Genomic DNA, 18,985 nt, shown 5'->3' with positions numbered 1-18,985 from the left:
CCGTCGCCGGTCAGTACTTGGGGCCCACGTGGGCGTCCATGAGGGCTACGGAGGCCTTCTTGGCGACGGAGATGTTGTACGGGTTCCCGTGGCGGGTGCAGTGCGTCCAGCCGACCCCGAGCTTGTCCAGGATGTCCGTGAAGAGCTGCCGGATGTCGTCCGAGACATTGGTGAAGAAGTACCGGGGGTACTCGTAACGCTTGCGCTCCCCGCCGACGACGCGGGTGGTCCAGTTGGTGATGCGACACCCGTCGGAGTGGATGAGCCCCCGGACGAACTCCCAGGGGTGGGCGTCGATGATCTCCTGCTGCCAGGGTTCGAGCACGATCGGGCGCTCGTGCTTCTTGCCGGGGCCGTGCTGGGGGAAGAGGCAGCCGAGGTGTTTGAAGTACACCTTGATGTTGTGTGCGCCCTTGCTTCGCACGCGGCACGTGGCGTTGTGGGGGAACACGGTCCGCAGGGCGCGTTCCGTGCTGTCCTGAATACCTGGCCAGGTGTCGTCGAGGGTGATCATGAGGCTGGGCACCTTGTGCTTCGCGTAGTGACTGATGTGCCCGTCGCCCAGATACAGGCCGAGGAGATAGCTGTACGAGGCCTTGTCGAGGTCACGGCCGTCGCACCTCGGGCAGAGGAGTGACGGGCGAACGGTGACCGGCTCGCCGCGTTTGACTCGGTCCACGTGCTTCCAGTAGCTGACCGTTCCCGGCGGAACGCCGAACCGTCGTGCCACGTCGGTGTTCTTGGCCCCGTCGCGGAGCAGGGTGAGAGCCTTTTGCCGTACTTCAGTTCCATGCGCGTTCATGTGAACGCTGTGCGTTGCTGATCGTCACCGTGTGCAGCAAAAAGCGGAGGTCCACGAGAACGTGGACCTCCGCTTTGCGATGATCTGTGCCGGGTGCGGGATTCGAACCCGCAAGCCCTCTCAGGCAGAGGTGTTTGAGACCTCCGTGTATACCCTTCCACCAACCCGGCGTGAGTGGCTCTGCGGAAGCATACCGGGTCATCGCAGCGCGCCGCCGCTAGGTAGTCTTCTTAAGCAGCACTACCTGCCCGGCCCGCAATGAGGAGCCCCCGTGACCGCCCCCGAGTCGCCCCAGCCCGTAGACGCGCCCGACGACAACAAGTCGCACGTGCCTCCGCTGACGACCCGTGTCGTCATCGCCGAGGACGAGGCGCTGATCCGCCTCGATCTCAAAGAGATGCTCGAAGAAGAGGGCTACACCGTCGTAGGTGAGGCCGGTGACGGTGAGCAGGCCGTCGAGCTGGCCCGGGAGCACAAGCCCGACCTGGTGATCCTCGACGTGAAGATGCCGAAGCTGGACGGCATCTCGGCGGCGGAGAAGATCGCCGAGGAGTCGATCGCCCCGGTGCTGATGCTGACCGCGTTCTCGCAGCGCGACCTGGTCGAGCGGGCCCGTGACGCGGGCGCGATGGCGTACCTGGTGAAGCCGTTCAGCAAGAGCGACGTGGTGCCGGCGATCGAGATGGCGGTGTCCCGGTTCGCGGAGCTGAAGGCGCTGGAGGGTGAGATCGCGGATCTCACGCAGCGTCTGGAGACGCGCAAGCTGGTGGACCGCGCGAAGTCGGTTCTGCAGACGGAGTACGGGCTGACGGAGCCGGCGGCGTTCCGGTGGATCCAGAAGACGTCGATGGACCGCCGTATGTCGATGCAGCAGGTGGCCGAGGCGGTCATCGAGGACGCCGCGGAGAAGAAGGCGGCGAAGGGCTAGTCCCGCGCCCCCCTGTCGTAGAGCTTGGTCCGCCTGGTCGTGGCGGACGGAAGAGGCCCGCACCCCTGACGGAGGTGCGGGCCTCTTCGTGTGTGCGGCCGGGCCGCGGTGGATCAGTCCTCGCCGAGGTACGCCTTGCGGACGGACTCGTCGTGGAGCAGGTCCTGGCCGGTGCCGGAGAGGACGATGCTGCCGACCTCCATGACGTGGGCCTGGTCGGCGAGGGAGAGCGCCGCCTGGGCGTTCTGCTCGACGAGGAGGATCGTCGTGCCGGCCGCCTTGAGTTCGGCGATGGTCGCGAGGATCTTCTGCATCATGATCGGCGAGAGGCCCATGGAGGGTTCGTCGAGCATGAGCAGCTTGGGCTGGGACATGAGGGCGCGTCCCATGGCGAGCATCTGCTGCTCGCCGCCCGAGAGGGTTCCGGCGGCCTGCTTACGGCGTTCTCCCAGGATGGGGAAGAGGTCGTAGGCGCGCTGGATGTCCTTCTCGATGCCCGCCTTGTCGCTGCGGAGGAAGGCTCCGAGCTGGAGGTTCTCCGCGATGGAGAGGCGGGGGAAGATGTGGCGTCCCTCGGGGGAGTGCGCGAGTCCGAGGGCGACGATCTTGTGGGCGGGGATGTTGGCGAGGGGCTGGCCGTCGAAGAGGATGCGGCCTCCGCTGGGCTTGAGGAGCCCGGAGAGGGTGCGCAGGGTCGTCGTCTTGCCGGCGCCGTTGGTGCCGATGAGGGTGACGATCTGGCCGGCTTCGACGCTGAAGGAGATGCCCTTGACGGCTTCGATCTTGCCGTAGGCGACCTTGAGGTCTTCGACCTCGAGCAGTGCGGTCACGGGGCGGTTCCTTCCTTGCTGGTGCTGCTGCCCTGTGCGTCGGAGTCGTCGGACGCGGTGGGGGCGTCGGAGTCGTCGGCCGGGGTGGCGTCCTCGGGCTCCTCGGTGGCCTCGGGGGCGTCGGACGTTTCCTCGGCCTCGGGGGCTTCGTCGGTGTCCGTGCTGTCCTCGGCGGCCGGAGTCTCTTCGGCTTCCTCGGCCTCGGGGGCGTCCGCCGTGTCGTCGGCCGGGGCGGTGTCCGTCGTGGTCACGGCTTCGGCGGCTCCCGCCGCTTCCGCGGCCTCGACCTCGGCGAGTTCCTCCGCGCCGGGGGCGCCCTCGAAGGGGGTCCCGAGGTAGGCGGCGACTACGCGCTCGTCGCCCTGGACGACCTCGGAGGTGCCTTCGACGAGCTTTTCGCCCTGGACGAGGCAGGCCACGCGGTCGGACAGGTTGAAGATGAAGCGCATGTCGTGCTCGATGACGAGGACGGCGATGCCCCGGTCGCGGATGGCGAAGACGAGTTCTTCGGTCGCGCGGGTTTCCTGGGGGTTCATGCCGGCGGTGGGCTCGTCCAGGAGGAGCAGGCCCGGCTCGCTCGCCATCGCGCGTGCGATCTCCAGCTTGCGCTGTTCGCCGTAGGGGAGGTTGCGGGAGAGGTGGTCGGCCTTGTGGGCGAGGCCGATGAACTCCAGCAGTTCCATGGCGCGTTCGCGGGAGGTGGCTTCGGCCTTGCGGAAGCCGGGGCCGCGCAGGAGGGCGGACCAGAGGCCTTCCTTGGTGCGGGTGTGGCGTCCGACGAGCACGTTTTCCAGGACGGTCATGTTGGCGAAGAGCCGGATGTTCTGGAAGGTGCGGGCGATGCCTGCGCTGGTGACGAGGTGCGGCTTGGGGGGCAGCACCGTGCCCTTGTAGGCGACTTTGCCCTCGGTGGGGACGTAGAGGCCGGTGAGGCAGTTGAAGAAGGTGGTCTTGCCCGCGCCGTTGGGGCCGATGAGGCCGACGATCTCTCCGGCGTTGACCGTGAGGTCGACGTTGCGGACGGCGGTGAGGCCGCCGAACCGCATGGTGACGCCGGTGGCTTCGAGGACGGGGCTGGGGGCTGTGGTGGTGGTCATGTTGGTTACGCCCCTGCCTTGGTGACGCCGACGGTGGAGTCGGGCAGGCCTTGTTCGGGGATGTGGACGGTCTCGTCGCTGTCGTCGCTGTCGTCGCTCTCGTGGAACTCGAGCTGGTTGCGGCGGTTGGCGATGATGCCTTCGGGGCGGAAGCGCATGAGGACGACGAGCGCGACGCCGAAGGCGAGGAGTTGGTACTCCTTGAGGAACTGGAGCTTCTCAGGGAGGAGGTAGAGCAGGGTGGCGCCGAGGATGGGTCCGCTGACGGTGCCCATGCCGCCGAGAACGACCGCCGCGAGGAGGAAGGCGGAGTTCGGGGGTACGGAGCCGGCGAACTGGTACGGGGCCGGGTTGACGCTGTAGCCGACGTGGGCGCTGACCGTTCCGGCGAGGCCGGCGAGGGAGGCGCCGAGGGCGAAGGCGACGAGCTTGACGCGGAAGCCGTTGATGCCCATGGCGGTGGCGGCGGTCTCGTCCTCGCGGATGGCGATCCAGGAGCGGCCGATCCGGGAGTCGGCGGCGCGGGAGAAGACGACGACCACGAGTCCGGTGATGAGCAGCATCAGCAGGAAGTAGTTGGCGAAGCGGCCGAGGGCGTGGCCGGCGACGTCGTGGGTGGAACCGAAGTCGAACCCGAAGATGTTGAGGTCCGGGATCATGGAGATGCCGTTGGGGCCGTTGGTGATGTTGGGTCCGGAGGCGCCGTCCAGGTTGTTGACGGCGATGCGGAAGATCTCTCCGAAGCCCAGGGTCACGATGGCGAGGTAGTCGCCGCGCAGTCGCAGGGTGGGGGCGCCGATGAGGACGCCGAAGACGAGCGACGCGGCCATGCCGGTGAGCATGGCGGCCCAGAAGGGGAACTGGACGCCGGAGAAGCGGGAGAACTCGGAGCCGGAGACGAGGGCCGCGGCGTAGGCGCCGACGCCGAGGAAGGCGACGTATCCGAGGTCGAGGAGTCCGGTGAGGCCGACGACGATGTTGAGGCCGAGGGCGACGGTGCCGACGACGAGGATGCTCACGCCGACGTTGGCGTTGTGCTCGTTGTCCGCGACGTAGGGGAAGACCGCCGCGGCGAGGAACGCCATGGTGGTGGCGAATCCCTTGTGGCGGGCGTTGAGCTGGGCGAAGCGGTCGAAGAGTCCGGCGGTCTGGAGGGCCCAGGTGCCGAGGACGACGAGGAGCAGGTAGCCCAGGAACGTTTCGCTCGCGTCGGGGTCGACGCCGATGCCGTACGTGAACGCGATGAGTGCGACGGCGGTGGCGGCGGTGATGACGAGGCGCTCGACCCAGGCGGGCAGCTTGGCGGCCGGCGGGATGAGGTCGGGCTTGGTGACGTAGTCCTTGAAGGTGTCACCGGGCTTGGGGAGTGCCAGGGTGCCGAGGAGGGCGATCAGGGAGCCGACGGTGGCGACGTAGGCGCCGGGGTCGAGTGCGACGAGGCCCTTGAGGTCGACGGCGATGGCGATGGCGCTGAACCAGCTGACGGCGAACGCGGAGGCGGCGGCGAGGACGACGGGCTGGGTGGCGCCCGCCGGGTTGAGCCAGCCGAGGCCGCGGACGTTCCAGAGGGTCAGGGCGAAGAGGAGGGTGAGCGCGCCGGCGACGATGTCGAGGATCTGGAGTCCGGCCGGGGAGCCGTAGTAGGTGAGGTCCCCGGGGAAGTCGGCCGTGTAGGTCCAGGACATGAACGTGCTGGCGATGGTGGCGATGGCGCCGAAGGCGATGAGGGCGCGGGCGGCGCTCTCGGGGAGTGCGATCAGGCCGCGCTCGGAGATGGTGGTCTCGGTGGTTGCCATGGTGCTCACGCCCTGTCCGCGACGCGTTCGCCGACGAGGCCTTGTGGCCTGAACAGCAGTACGAGGATGAGGAGTACGAAGGCCCAGACGGAGGACCAGCCGCCGCCGCCGAGCTGCTGCATGCCCGGGATGCCGTCGATGTAGCTGGTGGCCATGGTCTCGGCGAGGCCGAGGACGAGGCCGCCGATCATGGCGCCGTAGATGTTGCCGATGCCGCCGAGGACGGCCGCGGTGAAGGCCTTGAGGCCCATCTGGAAGCCCATGTCGTACTTGACGGTGCCGTAGCGCAGGCCGTAGGCGACGGCCGCGACGGCGGCGAAGAAGCCGCCGATGGCGAAGGCGATGACGATGATGCGGTTGGTGTCGATGCCCATGAGCTGTGCGGTGTCAGGGTCCTGCGCGGTGGCCTGCATGGCGCGGCCGGTGCGGGAGAGGCTGACGAACAGGGCGAGGGCCGCCATGCACAGGGGGGCGGCGACGATGACGAAGACCGAACCGCTCTGGATGCTGACCGAGCCGATGTGCACAGTGCCGAAGGGAAGTTGGGGGAACTTCAGGTCGGTCTTGGCATCGGGGTAGGTGTTGAAGACGATCTGCTGGAGGGCCAGGGACAGACCGATGGCGGTGATGAGCGGTGCGAGGCGTGGCGCTCCGCGCAGTGGCCGGTAGGCGAAGCGTTCGGCCCCGACGGCGATGAGGACGGAGACGATTCCGCCGCCTATCAGCATCGCTGGGAGGGCTATCCACATGGATGTGCCGTTTGGCAGAACGTACAGGTAGACCGAGAGTGCGCCGAAGCCGCCGGTCATGAAGATCTCGCCGTGGGCGAAGTTGATGAGCTGGACGATGCCGTACACCATCGTGTAGCCGATGGCGATCAGCCCGTACATCGAGCCGAGGAACAGCCCGTTGGCCAGCTGCTGCGGCAGGGTGTTCACCGCGTGGCCTCCATGTGGTGGGGAGAGTTGATCAGGGCGTATGAAGCGGGCCGCGCGGTGACGTGTGGTCGTGGCCGCGCGGCCCTGTGGTTGTGCTGAGGGCCTGTCCGATGGATCGGACCGGGCGTGTGGTGCCGCTCGGGGCGCCGTTGCCTGGTGGTGGACCGATCCATCGGAGTGGCCCGGGTGGTGCTGATCAGCCGTTGAACGTGCCGCTCTTGACGGCCTTCCACTTGCCGTCGACGACCTGGTAGACGGTGAGCTGCTTGTTGGTGGTGTCGCCGTACTCGTCGAAGGAGACGGGGCCGGCGATGCCGTCGAACTTGGTCTTCTGGACCTCGGCGACGATCTTGGCGCGGGCGCCGTCCGGGATCTTGCCGTCCTTCACGACAGCGCCGATGGCCTTGATGATGGCCGTGGCGGCGTCGTAGGAGTAGCCGCCGTAGGTGCCGTAGTCGCCCTTGAGGCCGGACGCCTTGTACTTCTTGATGAAGTCGGCGGCGGAGGCCAGGGAGTCGACGGGCTGGCCGACCGAGGTGACGAGGTCGCCCTTGGAGGCGTCGCCGGCGGTCTGGATGTAGGTGTCGGAGAACATGCCGTCGCCACCGAACAGCGGGACCTTGACTCCGCCGTCCTTGAGCTGCTTGGTGAGCTTCTCGGACTCGTCGTACTGGCCGCCGTAGTAGACGAGGTCGGCCTTGGAGTTCTTGATCTTGGTGACGAGGGCGGAGAAGTCCGTGTCGCCGGTGTTGACGTGGTCCTCGCCCGCGAGCTTGCCGCCGGACTTGGTGAAGCCGGCCTTGAAGAGCTTGGCGAGGCCGGCGCCGTAGGTCTGCTTGTCGTCGACCACGTACACCTTGCGCTTCTTCAGCGTGTTGTAGGCGTAGTCGGCCGCGAAGCCGCCCTGGAGGGCGTCGGTGGTGGCGGTGCGGAAGTAGGTCTTGAACGGGCGGGACTTGGCGGTCTGCCAGTTCTTGCCCTGGGTCAGCTCGGGCGCGGTGTTGGACGGCGAGATCTCGACGAGACCTGCGGTGTCGAAGACCTGCTGCATCTGGGTGGCGACGCCGGAGTTCAGCGGGCCGACCACGCCGAGGACCTTGTCGTCCTGGACGAGCTGGGTGGCGTTGGCCTGGCCGGAGGCCGGGATGGCCTTGTCGTCGAGCGCCTTGACCTTGAAGGTCACGCCGGGAACGGTGTTGTTCTTGTTGGCGTCGTCGACGGCGATCTGGACGCCGCCCTGGATGCCGAGGCCGGTGGCGGAGTTCTGACCAGTCAGCGGCGCGTCCACGCCGATGATGATCTCGGTCTTCTTGTCGCCCTTGCTGTCGCCGCTGTCGTCGCGCGAGCCGCAGGCGGTCAGCGTGAGTGCTCCTGTCGTGAGCACGGCGGTGAGTATGACCATAGAACGCTGTCGCACGTTGAATCCTCTCCCTGGCGCGGCACCCCAGGGTGGGGGCCGTGTTTCTCGCCGGGCCGTACTGGGTGAAGCAGGGCCATGCAGTGACGCGCCCGGCGGCGCGGTGACTGGCCGTGACTATAAGCGCAGGTTGGGGGGGTGGGGAGGAGCGTGGGGAAGGCTGTGACGCTCTTGTTATCCGGGGGGTGCCTCGCGGGGCGTGGGGCGGACGATCGGAGCATTTCGGCGCGTCGACCCGGGGCGGTTGTGTGTTCGCATGGTGAGAACGTGCTGTTCCGGGTTGATGGCGGATACCGGAAGCGGTACGTGTGGTGGCGGTTCGGGGAGCCGCTCGGAGCGGGGTGCGGTGCGGCTCGCGGCGCGGGGATTGCTTTATTGCGGCAGAGGTAACCGACTGTTACCGCCGTGTGATGTGGTCGTCGGCGTCCTGGCCGGGTGAAGTGGGTGCGGGGAAGAGCCTGTTGGGGTGGCTGGGGCCGGGTGGTACGGCCCGCGGGCCGAGCGGCAGTGTGCCGCCGAAGTGAGGCTTTGCTGTTGCTGTGCGTTGTCGTCGTGGACGGGCAGGTCGGGGTGGGGGGCCTCGGCGGCGTGCGGCGGCCCGGCGCGGTTGTATACGGCGCGGCGCAAGACGATGAGGCGGGCGTTTCCGGCCTTCACTGTCAGTGGCAGCGGGGGTGGGCTTTCGCGCTCAACTCGGCGGGTCCGATGTCTACTTGGCGGGCGCTGACGGCTGTCCGGCGGGCGGTGCCGGCCTCGAAGCGGAAGGAGACGCGCGTGCCGCCGGGGCGGTTGCGGCGGTGAGTTGTGCGCTCGGTGGTCACGGTCGGTGGCCGAGGCGGGGCGACGGGGTGCCGGTTGCGATAGCGATGACGGTCCGGGCCCTGGGTGGGCCGCGTCCCAACGGGCGCCGAGGGGTGGAGGGTCGGACTTCGGGCTTCGGCGGATCCGCGGATCCGGAGGATGCGACGAACTCCTGGAGGGGCTGCGAGCCTCTGGAGGGGGTGCGAGCCTCTGGATGGTCCGTGAACCAGTGGCGCTCGGCGAACGCTTTCGTGGCCCTGGAGCGCAGGGCGGGCCGGGGACGGGCCGGGGGAACCGGAGGGCTCGGGAGGGCCGGGCGGCAGGAGACCCTCGATGGGGCCGGCGGAGTTCGCGCGGCTCACGGTGCTCGGGGAGCCGCGTGCCCTGGAGAACCTCGGCTCCGAGGGTTCGTGTGTCCCGGGGGGTCTCGGGGCGACTCGGAGGGGCCCTGTGCCACCCAGGGGGCCTCGGAGCGGCTCCGGGGAGCCCGCGTGTCTCGGAAGGCCCTGGGGGCGTCCTGGAGGCCCCCGCAGCGCCCTGGAGGCACCCGGGCCGTCCTGGAGGGTTCGCGCCCCGGAGGGCTTGAGGGCGCCCCGGGGATCCGCGTGCCCCGGAGGGCATGGGAGTGCCCAGGGGATCAGTGCGGCCCCGGAGGGCTTCGGGCCGCCCCGGGGCCGTCCGGGTGTCAGCTCTGGGGTGCGTCCTTGAGGATGCAGGTGAGGCGGGCGCTGCAGACGCGCTTGCCGTCCTCGCCGGTGATGACGATCTCGTACGTCGCCGAGGTGCGTCCGCGGTGGACGGGTGTGGCCACGCCGGTGACGAGGCCGGAGCGGACGCCGCGGTGGTGGGTGCAGTTCAGGTCGACGCCGACGGCGATCTTGGTGATGCCGCCGTGGAGCATGGCGCCGACGGAGCCGATGGTCTCGGCGAGGACGGCGGAGGCTCCTCCGTGGAGGAGGCCGTAGGGCTGGGTGTTTCCCTCGACGGGCATGGTGCCCACGACGCGGTCCGCGGAGGCCTCGGTGATCTGGACGCCCATGCGGTTGCCGAGGTGGCCCGCGGAGAAGAGCGCCGGCAGATCGACACCGAGTGCGGCGTACTCGTCGATGACCCCTTGCGGGAACTTCGGGGTGTGCTGTTCGCCCATGGCGCCCGGCTCCGTTCGTCGTGGACCACTTCGTCGTGGATGTCCCTGCTGAGCGAACGCTCAGTCGGCTGTCGATTGTTCCAGACGGACGACCACGGATTTGCTGGCGGGGGTGTTGCTGGTGTCGGCGGTCGAGTCGAGGGGGACCAGGACGTTGGTCTCGGGGTAGTAGGCGGCGGCGCAGCCGCGGGCGGTGGGGTAGTGCACGACGCGGAAGCCGGGGGCGCGTCGTTCGACGCCGTCCTTCCATTCGCCGACGAGGTCGACGTACGAGCCGTCCGTGATCTTCAGTTCGCGGGCGTCGTCGGGGTTGACGAGGACGACCCGGCGGCCGTTCTTGATGCCCCGGTATCGGTCGTCGAGTCCGTAGATGGTGGTGTTGTACTGGTCGTGCGAGCGCAGGGTCTGCAGGAGCAGGCGGCCTTCGGGGAGTTCGGGGTGTTCGACGGGTGCGGCGGTGAAGTTGGCCTTGCCGGTGGCCGTCGGGAAGCGGCGTTCGTCGCGCGGGGCGTGCGGGAGGGCGAAGCCGGCGGGGTCGGCCACGCGCGCGTTGAAGTCCTGGAAGCCGGGGATCACGCGGGCGATGCGGTCGCGGATGGTCGCGTAGTCCTTCTCGAACTCTTCCCAGGGGGTGGTGCCGGCCTCGCCGAGGACCCTGCGGGCGAGGCGGGCGACGATGGCGGGCTCGGACAGCAGGTGGGGGCTCGCGGGCTCCAGGCGGCCGCGTGAGGCGTGCACCATGCCCATGGAGTCCTCGACGGTCACGAACTGTTCTCCGCTGCCCTGGAGGTCGCGTTCGGTGCGTCCGAGGGTGGGCAGGATGAGGGCGCGCGCTCCGGTGACCACGTGCGAGCGGTTCAGCTTGGTGGAGACGTGGACGGTGAGCCGGGCGCGGCGCATGGCCGCCTCGGTGACGTCGGTGTCGGGGGAGGCGGAGACGAAGTTGCCGCCCATGGCGAAGAAGACCTTCGCGTCGCCGTCGCGCAGGGCGCGGATGGCGCGTACGACGTCGTAGCCGTGTTCGCGGGGCGGCTTGAAGCCGAACTCCTTCTCCAGGGCGTCGAGGAAGGCGGGGGCGGGGCGTTCGAAGATGCCCATGGTGCGGTCGCCCTGGACGTTGGAGTGTCCGCGGACGGGGCAGACGCCGGCGCCGGGGCGGCCGATGTTGCCGCGCAGGAGCAGGAAGTTGACGACTTCGCGGATGGTGGGGACGGAGTGCTTGTGCTGGGTGAGGCCCATCGCCCAGCACACGATGGTGCGCTGTGAGGCGAGGACCATCTTCAGAGCCTCGTCGATGCTCTCGCGGGTGAGGCCGGTGGCGGTGAGGGTCCGGTCCCAGTCGGCGGCGCGGGCGGCCTGGGCGAATTCCTCGAATCCGTGGGTGTGTTCGGCGATGAAGGTGTCGTCGAGGGCGCCCTCGGTGTCGAGGATCAGCTTGTTCAGCAGGCGGAAGAGGGCCTGGTCGCCGCCGAGGCGGATCTGGAGGAAGAGGTCGGTGAGCGCTGCGCCCTTGACCATGCCCTGGGGGGTCTGCGGGTTCTTGAAGCGTTCCATGCCCGCTTCGGGCAGCGGGTTGACGGTGATGATCTTCGCGCCGTTGGCCTTGGCCTTCTCCAGGGCGGAGAGCATGCGCGGGTGGTTCGTGCCGGGGTTCTGGCCGGCGACGATGATCAGGTCGGCTCGGTAGAGGTCGTCGAGCAGGACGCTGCCCTTGCCGATGCCTATGGTCTCGTTGAGGGCCGAGCCGGACGACTCGTGGCACATGTTCGAGCAGTCCGGCAGGTTGTTCGTGCCGAGCTGGCGGGCGAAGAGCTGGTACAGGAAGGCGGCCTCGTTGCTGGTGCGGCCCGAGGTGTAGAAGAGGGCTTCGTCGGGGGAGCCGAGCGCGGCCAGTTCCTCGGCGACGATGTCGAAGGCGCGTTCCCAGGCGATGGGCTCGTAGTGGTCGGCGCCCTCGGGCAGGTACATGGGGTGGGTGAGGCGGCCCTGCTGGCCGAGCCAGTAGCCGCTGCGGCCGGCGAGGTCGGAGACGGGGTGCGCGGCGAAGAAGTCGGGGGTGACCCGGCGCAGGGTGGCTTCCTCGGCGACGGCTTTGGCGCCGTTCTCGCAGAACTCCGCGGTGTGCCGGTGCTCGGGTTCGGGCCAGGCACAGCCCGGGCAGTCGAAGCCGTCCTTCTGGTTGACGCGCAGGAGGGTGAGGGCGGTGCGGCGCACGCCCATCTGCTGCTGGGCGATGCGCAGGGTGTGTCCGATGGCGGGGAGTCCGGCCGCGGCGTGCTTCGGTCCGGCTACCTGCGGCGCGTCCTGGACCGGATCGCTTTTCGGCGGCTTGCTGGCCATCGCTGAACCCCTTCGCGTGCGCACGTCGGTGTGCGTGTGTTCGTACCTCTTCGATCCTCGCACGCGTGGCCGACAGCGAAGGCCGTGGGTTGTGGGAAGGCGGGGCGGGGAGGGGGTGTGCCGGGCCGGGAGGGCTCTCGTTGTCAGCGGGCCGTGGCAGGATCGGGGGTGTGGCAGAGACAGCATCGAAGCAGACCGAGAAAACCGCAGGTACGGGCCGCCCGCGCCTGATGCTCATGGATGGGCACTCGCTGGCCTACCGCGCGTTCTTCGCGCTGCCCGCGGAGAACTTCACCACCGCGACGGGCCAGCCGACGAACGCCATCTATGGTTTCGCGTCGATGCTGGCGAACACGCTGCGCGACGAGTCGCCCACGCACTTCGCGGTGGCGTTCGACGTCTCGCGCAAGACGTGGCGTTCCGAGGAGTTCACCGAGTACAAGGCGAACAGGTCGAAGACCCCGGACGAGTTCAAGGGCCAGGTCGAGCTGATCGGCGAGGTGCTGGACGCGATGCACGCGCAGCGGTTCGCGGTGGACGGCTTCGAGGCCGACGACATCATCGCGACGCTCGCCACCCAGGCCGAGGCCGAGGGCTTCGAGGTGCTGATCGTCACGGGTGACCGGGACTCCTTCCAGCTGGTCTCGGAGCACACGACGGTGCTGTATCCGACGAAGGGTGTCTCCGAGCTGACCCGGTTCACTCCGGAGAAGGTCGTCGAGAAGTACGGGCTGACGCCGGCGCAGTACCCGGATTTCGCGGCGCTGCGCGGTGACCCGTCGGACAACCTGCCGGGCATTCCCGGGGTCGGCGAGAAGACGGCCGCGAAGTGGATCAACCAGTTCGGTTCGTTCGCGGAGCTGGTCGAGCGGGTCGACGAGGTCAAGGGCAAGGTCGGGCAGAACCTGCGTGACCACCTGGAGGCGGTGAAGCTCAACCGCCGTCTCACGGAGATGGTCAAGGACGTCGAGCTGCCGCGGACGGTGGCGGACCTGGAGCGGGCCCCGTACGACCGTACGGCTGTGGCGATGGTCCTGGACACGCTGGAGATCCGTAACCCCTCGCTACGTGAGCGGCTGTTCGCCGTGGACCCGGGGGGCGCGGAGGCCGAGGAGGCGCGGCCGGCCGCCGAGGGTGTCGAGATCGACGGGGCGGTGCTGGGGGCGGGCGAGCTGGTGCCGTGGCTCGCCGAGCACGGCACCGGGGTGCTGGGTGTGTCGACGGTCGACTCGTGGGCGCTGGGCTCGGGGTCGGTCGCCGAGGTGGCGCTCGCGGCGGGTGCGGGGCCGGCGGTCTGGTTCGACCCGTCCCGGCTGGACGAGGCCGACGAGAACGCGTTCGCCGCGTGGCTCGCCGACTCCGGCCGGCACAAGGTGATGCACAACGCCAAGGGTGCGATGCGGGTCTTCGCCGAGCACGGCTGGAGCATCGAGGGTGTGACCATGGACACGGCGCTCGCGGCCTATCTGGTCAAGCCGGGCCGTCGTTCCTTCGCGCTGGACGCGCTCTCCCTGGAGTATCTGGGCCGGGAGCTCGGGCCCGCCGCCGCGGCCGACGGACAGCTCGCGTTCGGTGCGGACGAGCAGGCCGAGGCCGACGCACTGATGGCACAGGCCCGGACGATCCTCGATCTGGGGGAGGCGTTCGGGGAGAAGCTCCAGGAGGTCGGCGCGGCGGATCTGCTGCGGGACATGGAGCTGCCCACGTCCAGCCTGCTGGCGCGGCTGGAGCGGCACGGCATCACGGCGGACCGGGCGCATCTGGAGGCCATGGAGCAGATGTTCGCCGGCGCGGTGCAGCAGGCGGTGAAGGAGGCGCACGCGGCCGCCGGGCACGAGTTCAACCTCGGTTCGCCCAAGCAGCTCCAGGAAGTCCTCTTCGGTGAACTGGCCCTGCCGAAGACGAAGAAGACGAAGACGGGTTACACGACGGACGCGGACGCGTTGGCCTGGCTGGCGACGCAGACCGAGAACGAACTGCCCGTGATCATGCTCCGTCACCGTGAGCAGGCCAAGCTGCGTGTCACCGTCGAGGGCCTGATCAAGTCGATCGCCGCGGACGGCCGTATCCACACCACGTACAACCAGACGGTCGCGGCGACCGGCCGGCTGTCGTCGACCGATCCGAACCTGCAGAACATCCCGGTGCGCACGGACGAGGGCCGTGCGATCCGCCGCGGCTTCGTGGTCGGTGAGGGCTTCGAGTGCCTCATGACCGCGGACTACAGCCAGATCGAACTGCGGGTGATGGCCCATCTGTCCGAGGACGAGGGGCTGCTGGAGGCGTTCACCTCCGGTGAGGACCTGCACACCACCGTCGCCTCCCAGGTGTTCTCGGTGGAGCGGTCCGCGGTCGACGCCGAGATGCGCCGCAAGATCAAGGCGATGTCGTACGGCCTCGCGTACGGGCTGTCGGCCTTCGGTCTGTCGCAGCAGCTGAACATCGAGGCGGGCGAGGCCCGTGCGCTGATGGACACGTACTTCGAGCGCTTCGGCGGGGTGCGGGACTATCTGCGCCGGGCGGTCGACGAGGCCCGGGCCACGGGTTACACCGCGACGCTCTTCGGGCGCCGCCGCTATCTGCCCGATCTCAACAGCGACAACCGCCAGCGCCGTGAGGCGGCCGAGCGGATGGCCCTGAACGCGCCCATCCAGGGCACGGCGGCCGACATCGTGAAGATCGCGATGCTGAACGTGGACCGGGCGCTGCGCGAGGCGAAGCTCGACTCCCGCATGCTGCTTCAGGTCCATGACGAAATCGTCCTGGAGATCGCTCCCGGTGAGCGTGAGCGGACCGAGGAACTGCTGCGTCACGAGATGGCGTCCGCGGTCCGGCTCGATGTCCCGCTGGACGTCTCCGTAGGCGCGGGCCGGGACTGGGAGTCGGCGGCGCACTAGGCAGCGGACGACGCCTTCGGCCGAGGGCCGTGTCCCCGGCACCACGTGGTGCCGGGGACACGGCCCTCGGGCGTTCCCGGCCGTATGCCGGGCGGTTCGGGGCGGTTCGGGGCGGGCCCGTGGGGCGTCACCCGCGTGGCCCGTACAAGGAGCCCCGGGCCGGAGGGTGACGTAAGGATGCGGGCATGGGTATACGCACGCTCCACCGCCGTACGGCCACGGGTATGCGCACGCTCCACCGCCGTACAGTCATGGTCACGACCGTGGTGGTCGCGACCGCGACGGTGGCCGCGGCCGTCGTCCCGGTCCTGTTCGCGCCGGTACCCGCGGTCGCGGCCGAAGCGGGTTCTGCCCGGCTGCCGGGGCTCGTCGGTTCCTCCCGTGGCGAGGATCGCGAGGAGGATTTCGGAGCCCGGTTGTCCCGGGATCTCCAGGCGGCCCTGTCCGCGCGCCCGGGTACGGTCCTGGTGTCGGTGCCCGACGACACGAGCGGCGACCGGGCCCGCACGACGGCCGGTGACCGGTTGCGGTGGCCGGCGGTGGTCGCCGGCGTCCGCGCGTTCCTGAGGGCCGGCGCGGGCCGCCTGCGGGGGTTCATGCGGCTGCGTGAGGGCCGGCCCCGGAGGGTGTTCTTCGGTCCCTCGCGCGGACGGGGGGCGCACATCTCGACCGGCAGGCTGCCCCGGGCCGCGAACGGCGGGCGCGTCCACGGCATCGGTTCCTTCACCGGCCCGGCCCGCAGCTACCGCGTCATCGTCCTGTCGTACGACCATCCGACGACGCCCTACGGTGCCCGCGTCGTCGAGCGGGTCGCCCGAGCCGTGCACCGGGGCTTCTTCCGGGGCGGTGGTCTGTTCCGCGGTCTCACCGCCGGCAGGGCGGTCAGCGAGCGGCGGGACGGCTCGGCTCGGTACGCGCCGCCGCGGGACCGGGACGAGCCGGAGCGGGACGCCACATCCTGACGGCGATGACGTACAGACCGAGGCCGAGGACCAGGCCGGCGCCCCCGCCGAAGCACAGTGCCGGGATGAGTTCCCACGGCTTCGCGACGGATTTCCAGTACGTCCACCAGCGGATCGCCCGCTGTACCGCGGAGGCCAGCGCGAGGCCGCCGATCACCGTCGCGGCCAGCCACCGGTCGGCGGTGGACAGCACGGGCACCGCGACGGCGGGGCCGTCCGGTGCGCGGCGCAGCGCGAGCACCACGAAGGTCACGATCACGACGGCCGCGAGGGCCGAACTGCCGTACTGGACGTACCAGTAGAGCGGCGAGCCCGCGAGGTTGTGCCCGAGGACGGGGAACAGTCGTACCCCCCACCGGTCGTGATGGGTGAACGCGTCCCACACGACATGCGTCAGCGCGCCGAGCACCGCGGAGGCGTACCACCGCAGAACGGTCGGCGCGCGCACCGGCTCACGCGCGGCTCCGCAGCGCAGGAGTTGTGCCGTGCGCCCCTGTCGTGCCCCCGGCATCAACGCCACCAGGGGTTCGCGCAGCACCAGCCAGGCACCCGCCAGCGTCCATGCGATCAGCACATCGACCGTGAACACGCCGGTGAAGGCGTGGGTGAACGTGCCGAACTCCATCGCCCCGGGCACTACGCTCGCGGCGTAGTAGGTCAGGTCGGGCGCGAAGGAGCCCGCCACGAGAACGGCGGGAATCAATCGGCCGCGGCCGCTTCCGTTCCCGCGGATCGCGGGCAGTACGGCGGCCGCGTGGCTGAGGGTGAAGGGCAAATCGTCCCCCTGCGTCTTTTGTTGGCTGGTTATGGTCGGCCGGTTGATCACCGGAGGCCAGTATGCGGGACGGCGGTACATGGCCAACTGGTGAATATCGGGCGCGAACAGGTCCCTGGGCGACGGAAGTTGTCATAGGGTCGCCTGGGTTGCCGTGCGGGGAGCACGGCCGGAGGCAGTGGCAGCGCAGGACTGAGAGGCGACGGGTCACACCGGTCGTCCGTAGGAGGGGTTCACTCGATGGCGGCGCAATTCGGCAGGAGGCTGCGCAAGGGCGCGGCAACCACCGCAGTGGCCGCGGCCGCGGTCGCGGCTCTGTCCGCCTCCCAGGCCCCGGGAGTGATCACCGACGACCACGGCAGACAGTCGGCGGGCGCCGACCTCGGCCTGGGCACCGGCGACACGGGCGGTGACGGCACCGCGACCGGCAACGGGCGCTACTACACGGACCTTCCGCCGCTGCAGAGCCCCAACCCCGCGCCGACCACGGGAAGCGGCACGCCCGCCGCCACGGGCGTCGCCGAGGCGGGCATCCCGGCCACCGTGCTGGCCGCCTACAAGCAGGCCGAGGCGTCGCTGCGCGAGTCCAAGCCGACCTGCAACCTGCCCTGGCAGCTTCTCGCCGCCATCGGCAAGGTCGAGTCGGGCCAGGCCCGCGGCGGCCGCGTCGACGCGAACGGCACGACCCTGTCGCCCATTCTCGGCCCGGTCCTGAACGGCTACGGTTTCGCCAACATCAAGGACACCGACAACGGCGCGTACGACGGCGACAGCACCTACGACCGCGCCGTCGGGCCCATGCAGTTCATCCCCTCCACCTGGGAGTGGGCGGGCCGCGACGGCAACGGCGACGGCAAGAAGGACCCCAACAACATCTACGACGCGGCGCTGGCCGCGGGGCACTACCTGTGCCGATTCGACCACGACATGGCGGTCCAGGCGCACATGAACGCGGCGATCCTCAGCTACAACAACTCGACGGAGTACCTCAACACCGTCCTGTCGTGGCTGGAGTACTACCGCAAGGGCACGCACGAGGTACCGGACGGCACCGGCACGCTGCCCTCGCACAACAGCGACGACACGACCACGCCGAGCCCCACACCCACGCCGCCGGTGACCCCTCCGCCGGGCGGCGACCCGGCGAACCCCGCCCCGAAGCCGACCCCGCCGCCCTCCACCCCGCCTCCGACGACCCCGCCCACGCCCACGCCGACGCCCACCGAGACGGTGGACCACCTGACGAACATGGGCGCCGGGAAGCTCACGGCGACCGCCGGGGACACGTTCGCGCAGAAGATCGCCGTGCGGACCGAGGACAAGGCCGGCAAGCCGGTGGCGAAGGTCCGGGTGCGGTTCACGATCGTCGGTGACACCGACGCCACCTTCACCGGCGGCGAGAGCGTCGCCACACTGGTCACCAACGGGCTCGGCATCGCCGGCGCGCCCGCGCTCGTGGCGGGCGAGAAGACGGGCGACTTCACGGTCCGCGTCACCGTGGTGGGCCGCGTCATGGCCGGCCTCGACTACACGGCGGGTGTCAGCGCGCGCCAGGCCGACGCCCTGGCCCGCATCGGCGACACCGCGCCGACCTGCGTCCCGGGCGGCGAGTTCGCCGACCAGGTCGAGGTGAAGGCCACCTACAAGGGCGCCGTGGCGGGCAAGGTCGCCGCGACCGCGACCCTGGTCAAGTCCGCCGACGACGCCACCGAGAACGACAAGGGCCCCTACTTCAAGGACGCGGACGGCAGGACCGTACGCACCCTCACCGCCCTGACCACGGACGCGGACGGCCTGCTGAAGCTGCCGAAGCTGTACGCCGACGACACCACCGGCACCTTCCTGCTCCGCATCACCACCACGGGCGGGGCCACGCTGACCGTCGAACTGACGGTGGCCGCCGCTCCTGCCACCGCCACTCCCACGGCCTCTCCCACCGCCTCCTAGAACCGCCCCGCCACCGCGCGGCACCAGCTCGCCTCCAGGGCGCCCTCCCGGCTCATGCCGCGGGGGCGCCCTGATCCGTTGTGCGCGCGACGTGTTCTCATCTCGCCCCGCCGTTGCTACGGTGCCGGACCTGACGATGTATCAGCTCCTGGCCCCGGGAGGCCCGCATGCGTGCCCTCATCGCCGCCGCGACCGGTCTCGCCGCGGCACTCGCGCTGGTCCTGACCATCACGGCCATGGGCTCGCCCGCCGGACACACCTCGCCGAAGCCGTTGCTCACCACCGTCCCCAAGCACCCCTGACGCACG

Annotated in this window: 14 protein-coding genes and 1 tRNA gene; 5 read left to right on the top strand and 10 right to left on the bottom strand. The window is 69.8% G+C overall.

Features of this window, described 5'->3' with window-relative positions; all coding sequences use genetic code 11:
- Nucleotides 1-10: 10 nt before the first annotated feature.
- Together OG410_RS11905 and OG410_RS11900 are read right to left on the bottom strand one after the other, a co-directional pair.
- Nucleotides 11-802: a helix-turn-helix domain-containing protein gene (locus OG410_RS11905; RefSeq protein WP_329299095.1), complete on the bottom strand. Its 792-nt coding sequence runs from the start codon at nt 800-802 to the stop codon at nt 11-13.
- 87 nt (nt 803-889) lie between these two features.
- A tRNA-Leu gene (locus OG410_RS11900) sits at nt 890-972 on the bottom strand.
- A 101-nt stretch (nt 973-1,073) separates the two neighbouring features.
- Here OG410_RS11900 and OG410_RS11895 point away from each other — a divergent pair.
- Entirely contained in the window at nt 1,074-1,730 is a 657-nt protein-coding gene (locus OG410_RS11895; protein ID WP_329299094.1) for an ANTAR domain-containing response regulator, read from the top strand.
- A gap of 113 nt (nt 1,731-1,843) precedes the next feature.
- Here the strand turns inward: OG410_RS11895 and OG410_RS11890 are convergent, their stop codons facing one another.
- From OG410_RS11890 to OG410_RS11860, 7 genes are all read right to left on the bottom strand, one after another.
- The gene (locus OG410_RS11890) at nt 1,844-2,560 is read right to left on the bottom strand and encodes an ABC transporter ATP-binding protein (protein ID WP_329299093.1); all 717 of its coding nucleotides are present in this window, start codon (nt 2,558-2,560) and stop codon (nt 1,844-1,846) included.
- Nucleotides 2,557-3,657 carry an ABC transporter ATP-binding protein gene (locus OG410_RS11885; protein ID WP_329299092.1) on the bottom strand — a complete coding sequence of 367 codons (1,101 nt, stop codon included), beginning with the start codon at nt 3,655-3,657 and terminating at the stop codon, nt 2,557-2,559. The genes OG410_RS11890 and OG410_RS11885 overlap by 4 nt, the downstream gene beginning before the upstream one ends.
- A 5-nt stretch (nt 3,658-3,662) precedes the next feature.
- Nucleotides 3,663-5,453 (bottom strand): branched-chain amino acid ABC transporter permease, encoded by a 1,791-nt coding sequence (locus OG410_RS11880; protein ID WP_329304095.1) that lies wholly within the window; start codon nt 5,451-5,453, stop codon nt 3,663-3,665.
- Between the two features lie 5 nt (nt 5,454-5,458).
- Entirely contained in the window at nt 5,459-6,391 is a 933-nt protein-coding gene (locus OG410_RS11875) for a branched-chain amino acid ABC transporter permease (RefSeq protein WP_326788391.1), read from the bottom strand.
- A 196-nt stretch (nt 6,392-6,587) separates the two neighbouring features.
- A complete protein-coding gene (locus OG410_RS11870) occupies nt 6,588-7,793 on the bottom strand; it encodes a branched-chain amino acid ABC transporter substrate-binding protein (protein ID WP_329304094.1) in 1,206 nt (401 codons plus the stop codon).
- Between the two features lie 1,501 nt (nt 7,794-9,294).
- Nucleotides 9,295-9,756 (bottom strand): PaaI family thioesterase, encoded by a 462-nt coding sequence (locus OG410_RS11865; protein WP_329299091.1) that lies wholly within the window; start codon nt 9,754-9,756, stop codon nt 9,295-9,297.
- A gap of 60 nt (nt 9,757-9,816) precedes the next feature.
- Nucleotides 9,817-12,096: an FdhF/YdeP family oxidoreductase gene (locus OG410_RS11860; RefSeq protein WP_329299090.1), complete on the bottom strand. Its 2,280-nt coding sequence runs from the start codon at nt 12,094-12,096 to the stop codon at nt 9,817-9,819.
- Nucleotides 12,097-12,266: 170 nt separating this feature from the next.
- Between OG410_RS11860 and polA the strand changes: the two genes are divergently transcribed.
- Entirely contained in the window at nt 12,267-14,993 is a 2,727-nt protein-coding gene (polA, locus tag OG410_RS11855; RefSeq protein ID WP_329299089.1) for a DNA polymerase I, read from the top strand.
- Nucleotides 14,994-15,178: 185 nt separating this feature from the next.
- Nucleotides 15,179-15,955 (top strand): hypothetical protein, encoded by a 777-nt coding sequence (locus OG410_RS11850; protein ID WP_329299088.1) that lies wholly within the window; start codon nt 15,179-15,181, stop codon nt 15,953-15,955.
- On the opposite strand, the gene OG410_RS11845 is transcribed toward OG410_RS11850, so the two are convergent.
- A complete protein-coding gene (locus tag OG410_RS11845; protein ID WP_329299087.1) occupies nt 15,876-16,730 on the bottom strand; it encodes a DUF4184 family protein in 855 nt (284 codons plus the stop codon). The two genes, OG410_RS11850 and OG410_RS11845, sit on opposite strands and share 80 nt — an antisense overlap.
- A gap of 240 nt (nt 16,731-16,970) precedes the next feature.
- On the opposite strand from OG410_RS11845, the gene OG410_RS11840 reads away from it, so the two are divergent.
- Together OG410_RS11840 and OG410_RS11835 are read left to right on the top strand one after the other, a co-directional pair.
- Nucleotides 16,971-18,677, top strand: a complete 1,707-nt coding sequence (locus OG410_RS11840; RefSeq protein WP_329299086.1) for a lytic transglycosylase domain-containing protein — start codon at nt 16,971-16,973, stop codon at nt 18,675-18,677.
- A 167-nt stretch (nt 18,678-18,844) separates the two neighbouring features.
- A complete protein-coding gene (locus tag OG410_RS11835; RefSeq protein ID WP_326788397.1) occupies nt 18,845-18,979 on the top strand; it encodes an SPW_0924 family protein in 135 nt (44 codons plus the stop codon).
- Nucleotides 18,980-18,985: the final 6 nt, after the last annotated feature.

It is taken from the genome of Streptomyces sp. NBC_00659, assembly GCF_036226925.1.
In the GTDB taxonomy this organism is placed as follows: Bacteria; Actinomycetota; Actinomycetes; order Streptomycetales; family Streptomycetaceae; genus Streptomyces.
Note: the sequence above shows the minus strand (reverse complement) of the source record. Positions and strands in the feature narration are given on the sequence as shown.

What these genes read in the sequence shown, in the direction of transcription:
- OG410_RS11835 (WP_326788397.1), top strand. Translation starts at nt 18,845, where the DNA reads ATGCGTGCCCTCATCGCCGCCGCGACCGGTCTCGCCGCGGCACTCGCG.
- OG410_RS11860 (WP_329299090.1), bottom strand. Translation starts at nt 12,096, where the DNA reads ATGGCCAGCAAGCCGCCGAAAAGCGATCCGGTCCAGGACGCGCCGCAG.
- OG410_RS11870 (WP_329304094.1), bottom strand. Translation starts at nt 7,793, where the DNA reads ATGGTCATACTCACCGCCGTGCTCACGACAGGAGCACTCACGCTGACC.
- OG410_RS11840 (WP_329299086.1), top strand. Translation starts at nt 16,971, where the DNA reads ATGGCGGCGCAATTCGGCAGGAGGCTGCGCAAGGGCGCGGCAACCACC.
- OG410_RS11850 (WP_329299088.1), top strand. Translation starts at nt 15,179, where the DNA reads ATGGGTATACGCACGCTCCACCGCCGTACGGCCACGGGTATGCGCACG.
- OG410_RS11880 (WP_329304095.1), bottom strand. Translation starts at nt 5,453, where the DNA reads ATGGCAACCACCGAGACCACCATCTCCGAGCGCGGCCTGATCGCACTC.
- OG410_RS11905 (WP_329299095.1), bottom strand. Translation starts at nt 802, where the DNA reads ATGAACGCGCATGGAACTGAAGTACGGCAAAAGGCTCTCACCCTGCTC.
- OG410_RS11865 (WP_329299091.1), bottom strand. Translation starts at nt 9,756, where the DNA reads ATGGGCGAACAGCACACCCCGAAGTTCCCGCAAGGGGTCATCGACGAG.
- OG410_RS11885 (WP_329299092.1), bottom strand. Translation starts at nt 3,657, where the DNA reads ATGACCACCACCACAGCCCCCAGCCCCGTCCTCGAAGCCACCGGCGTC.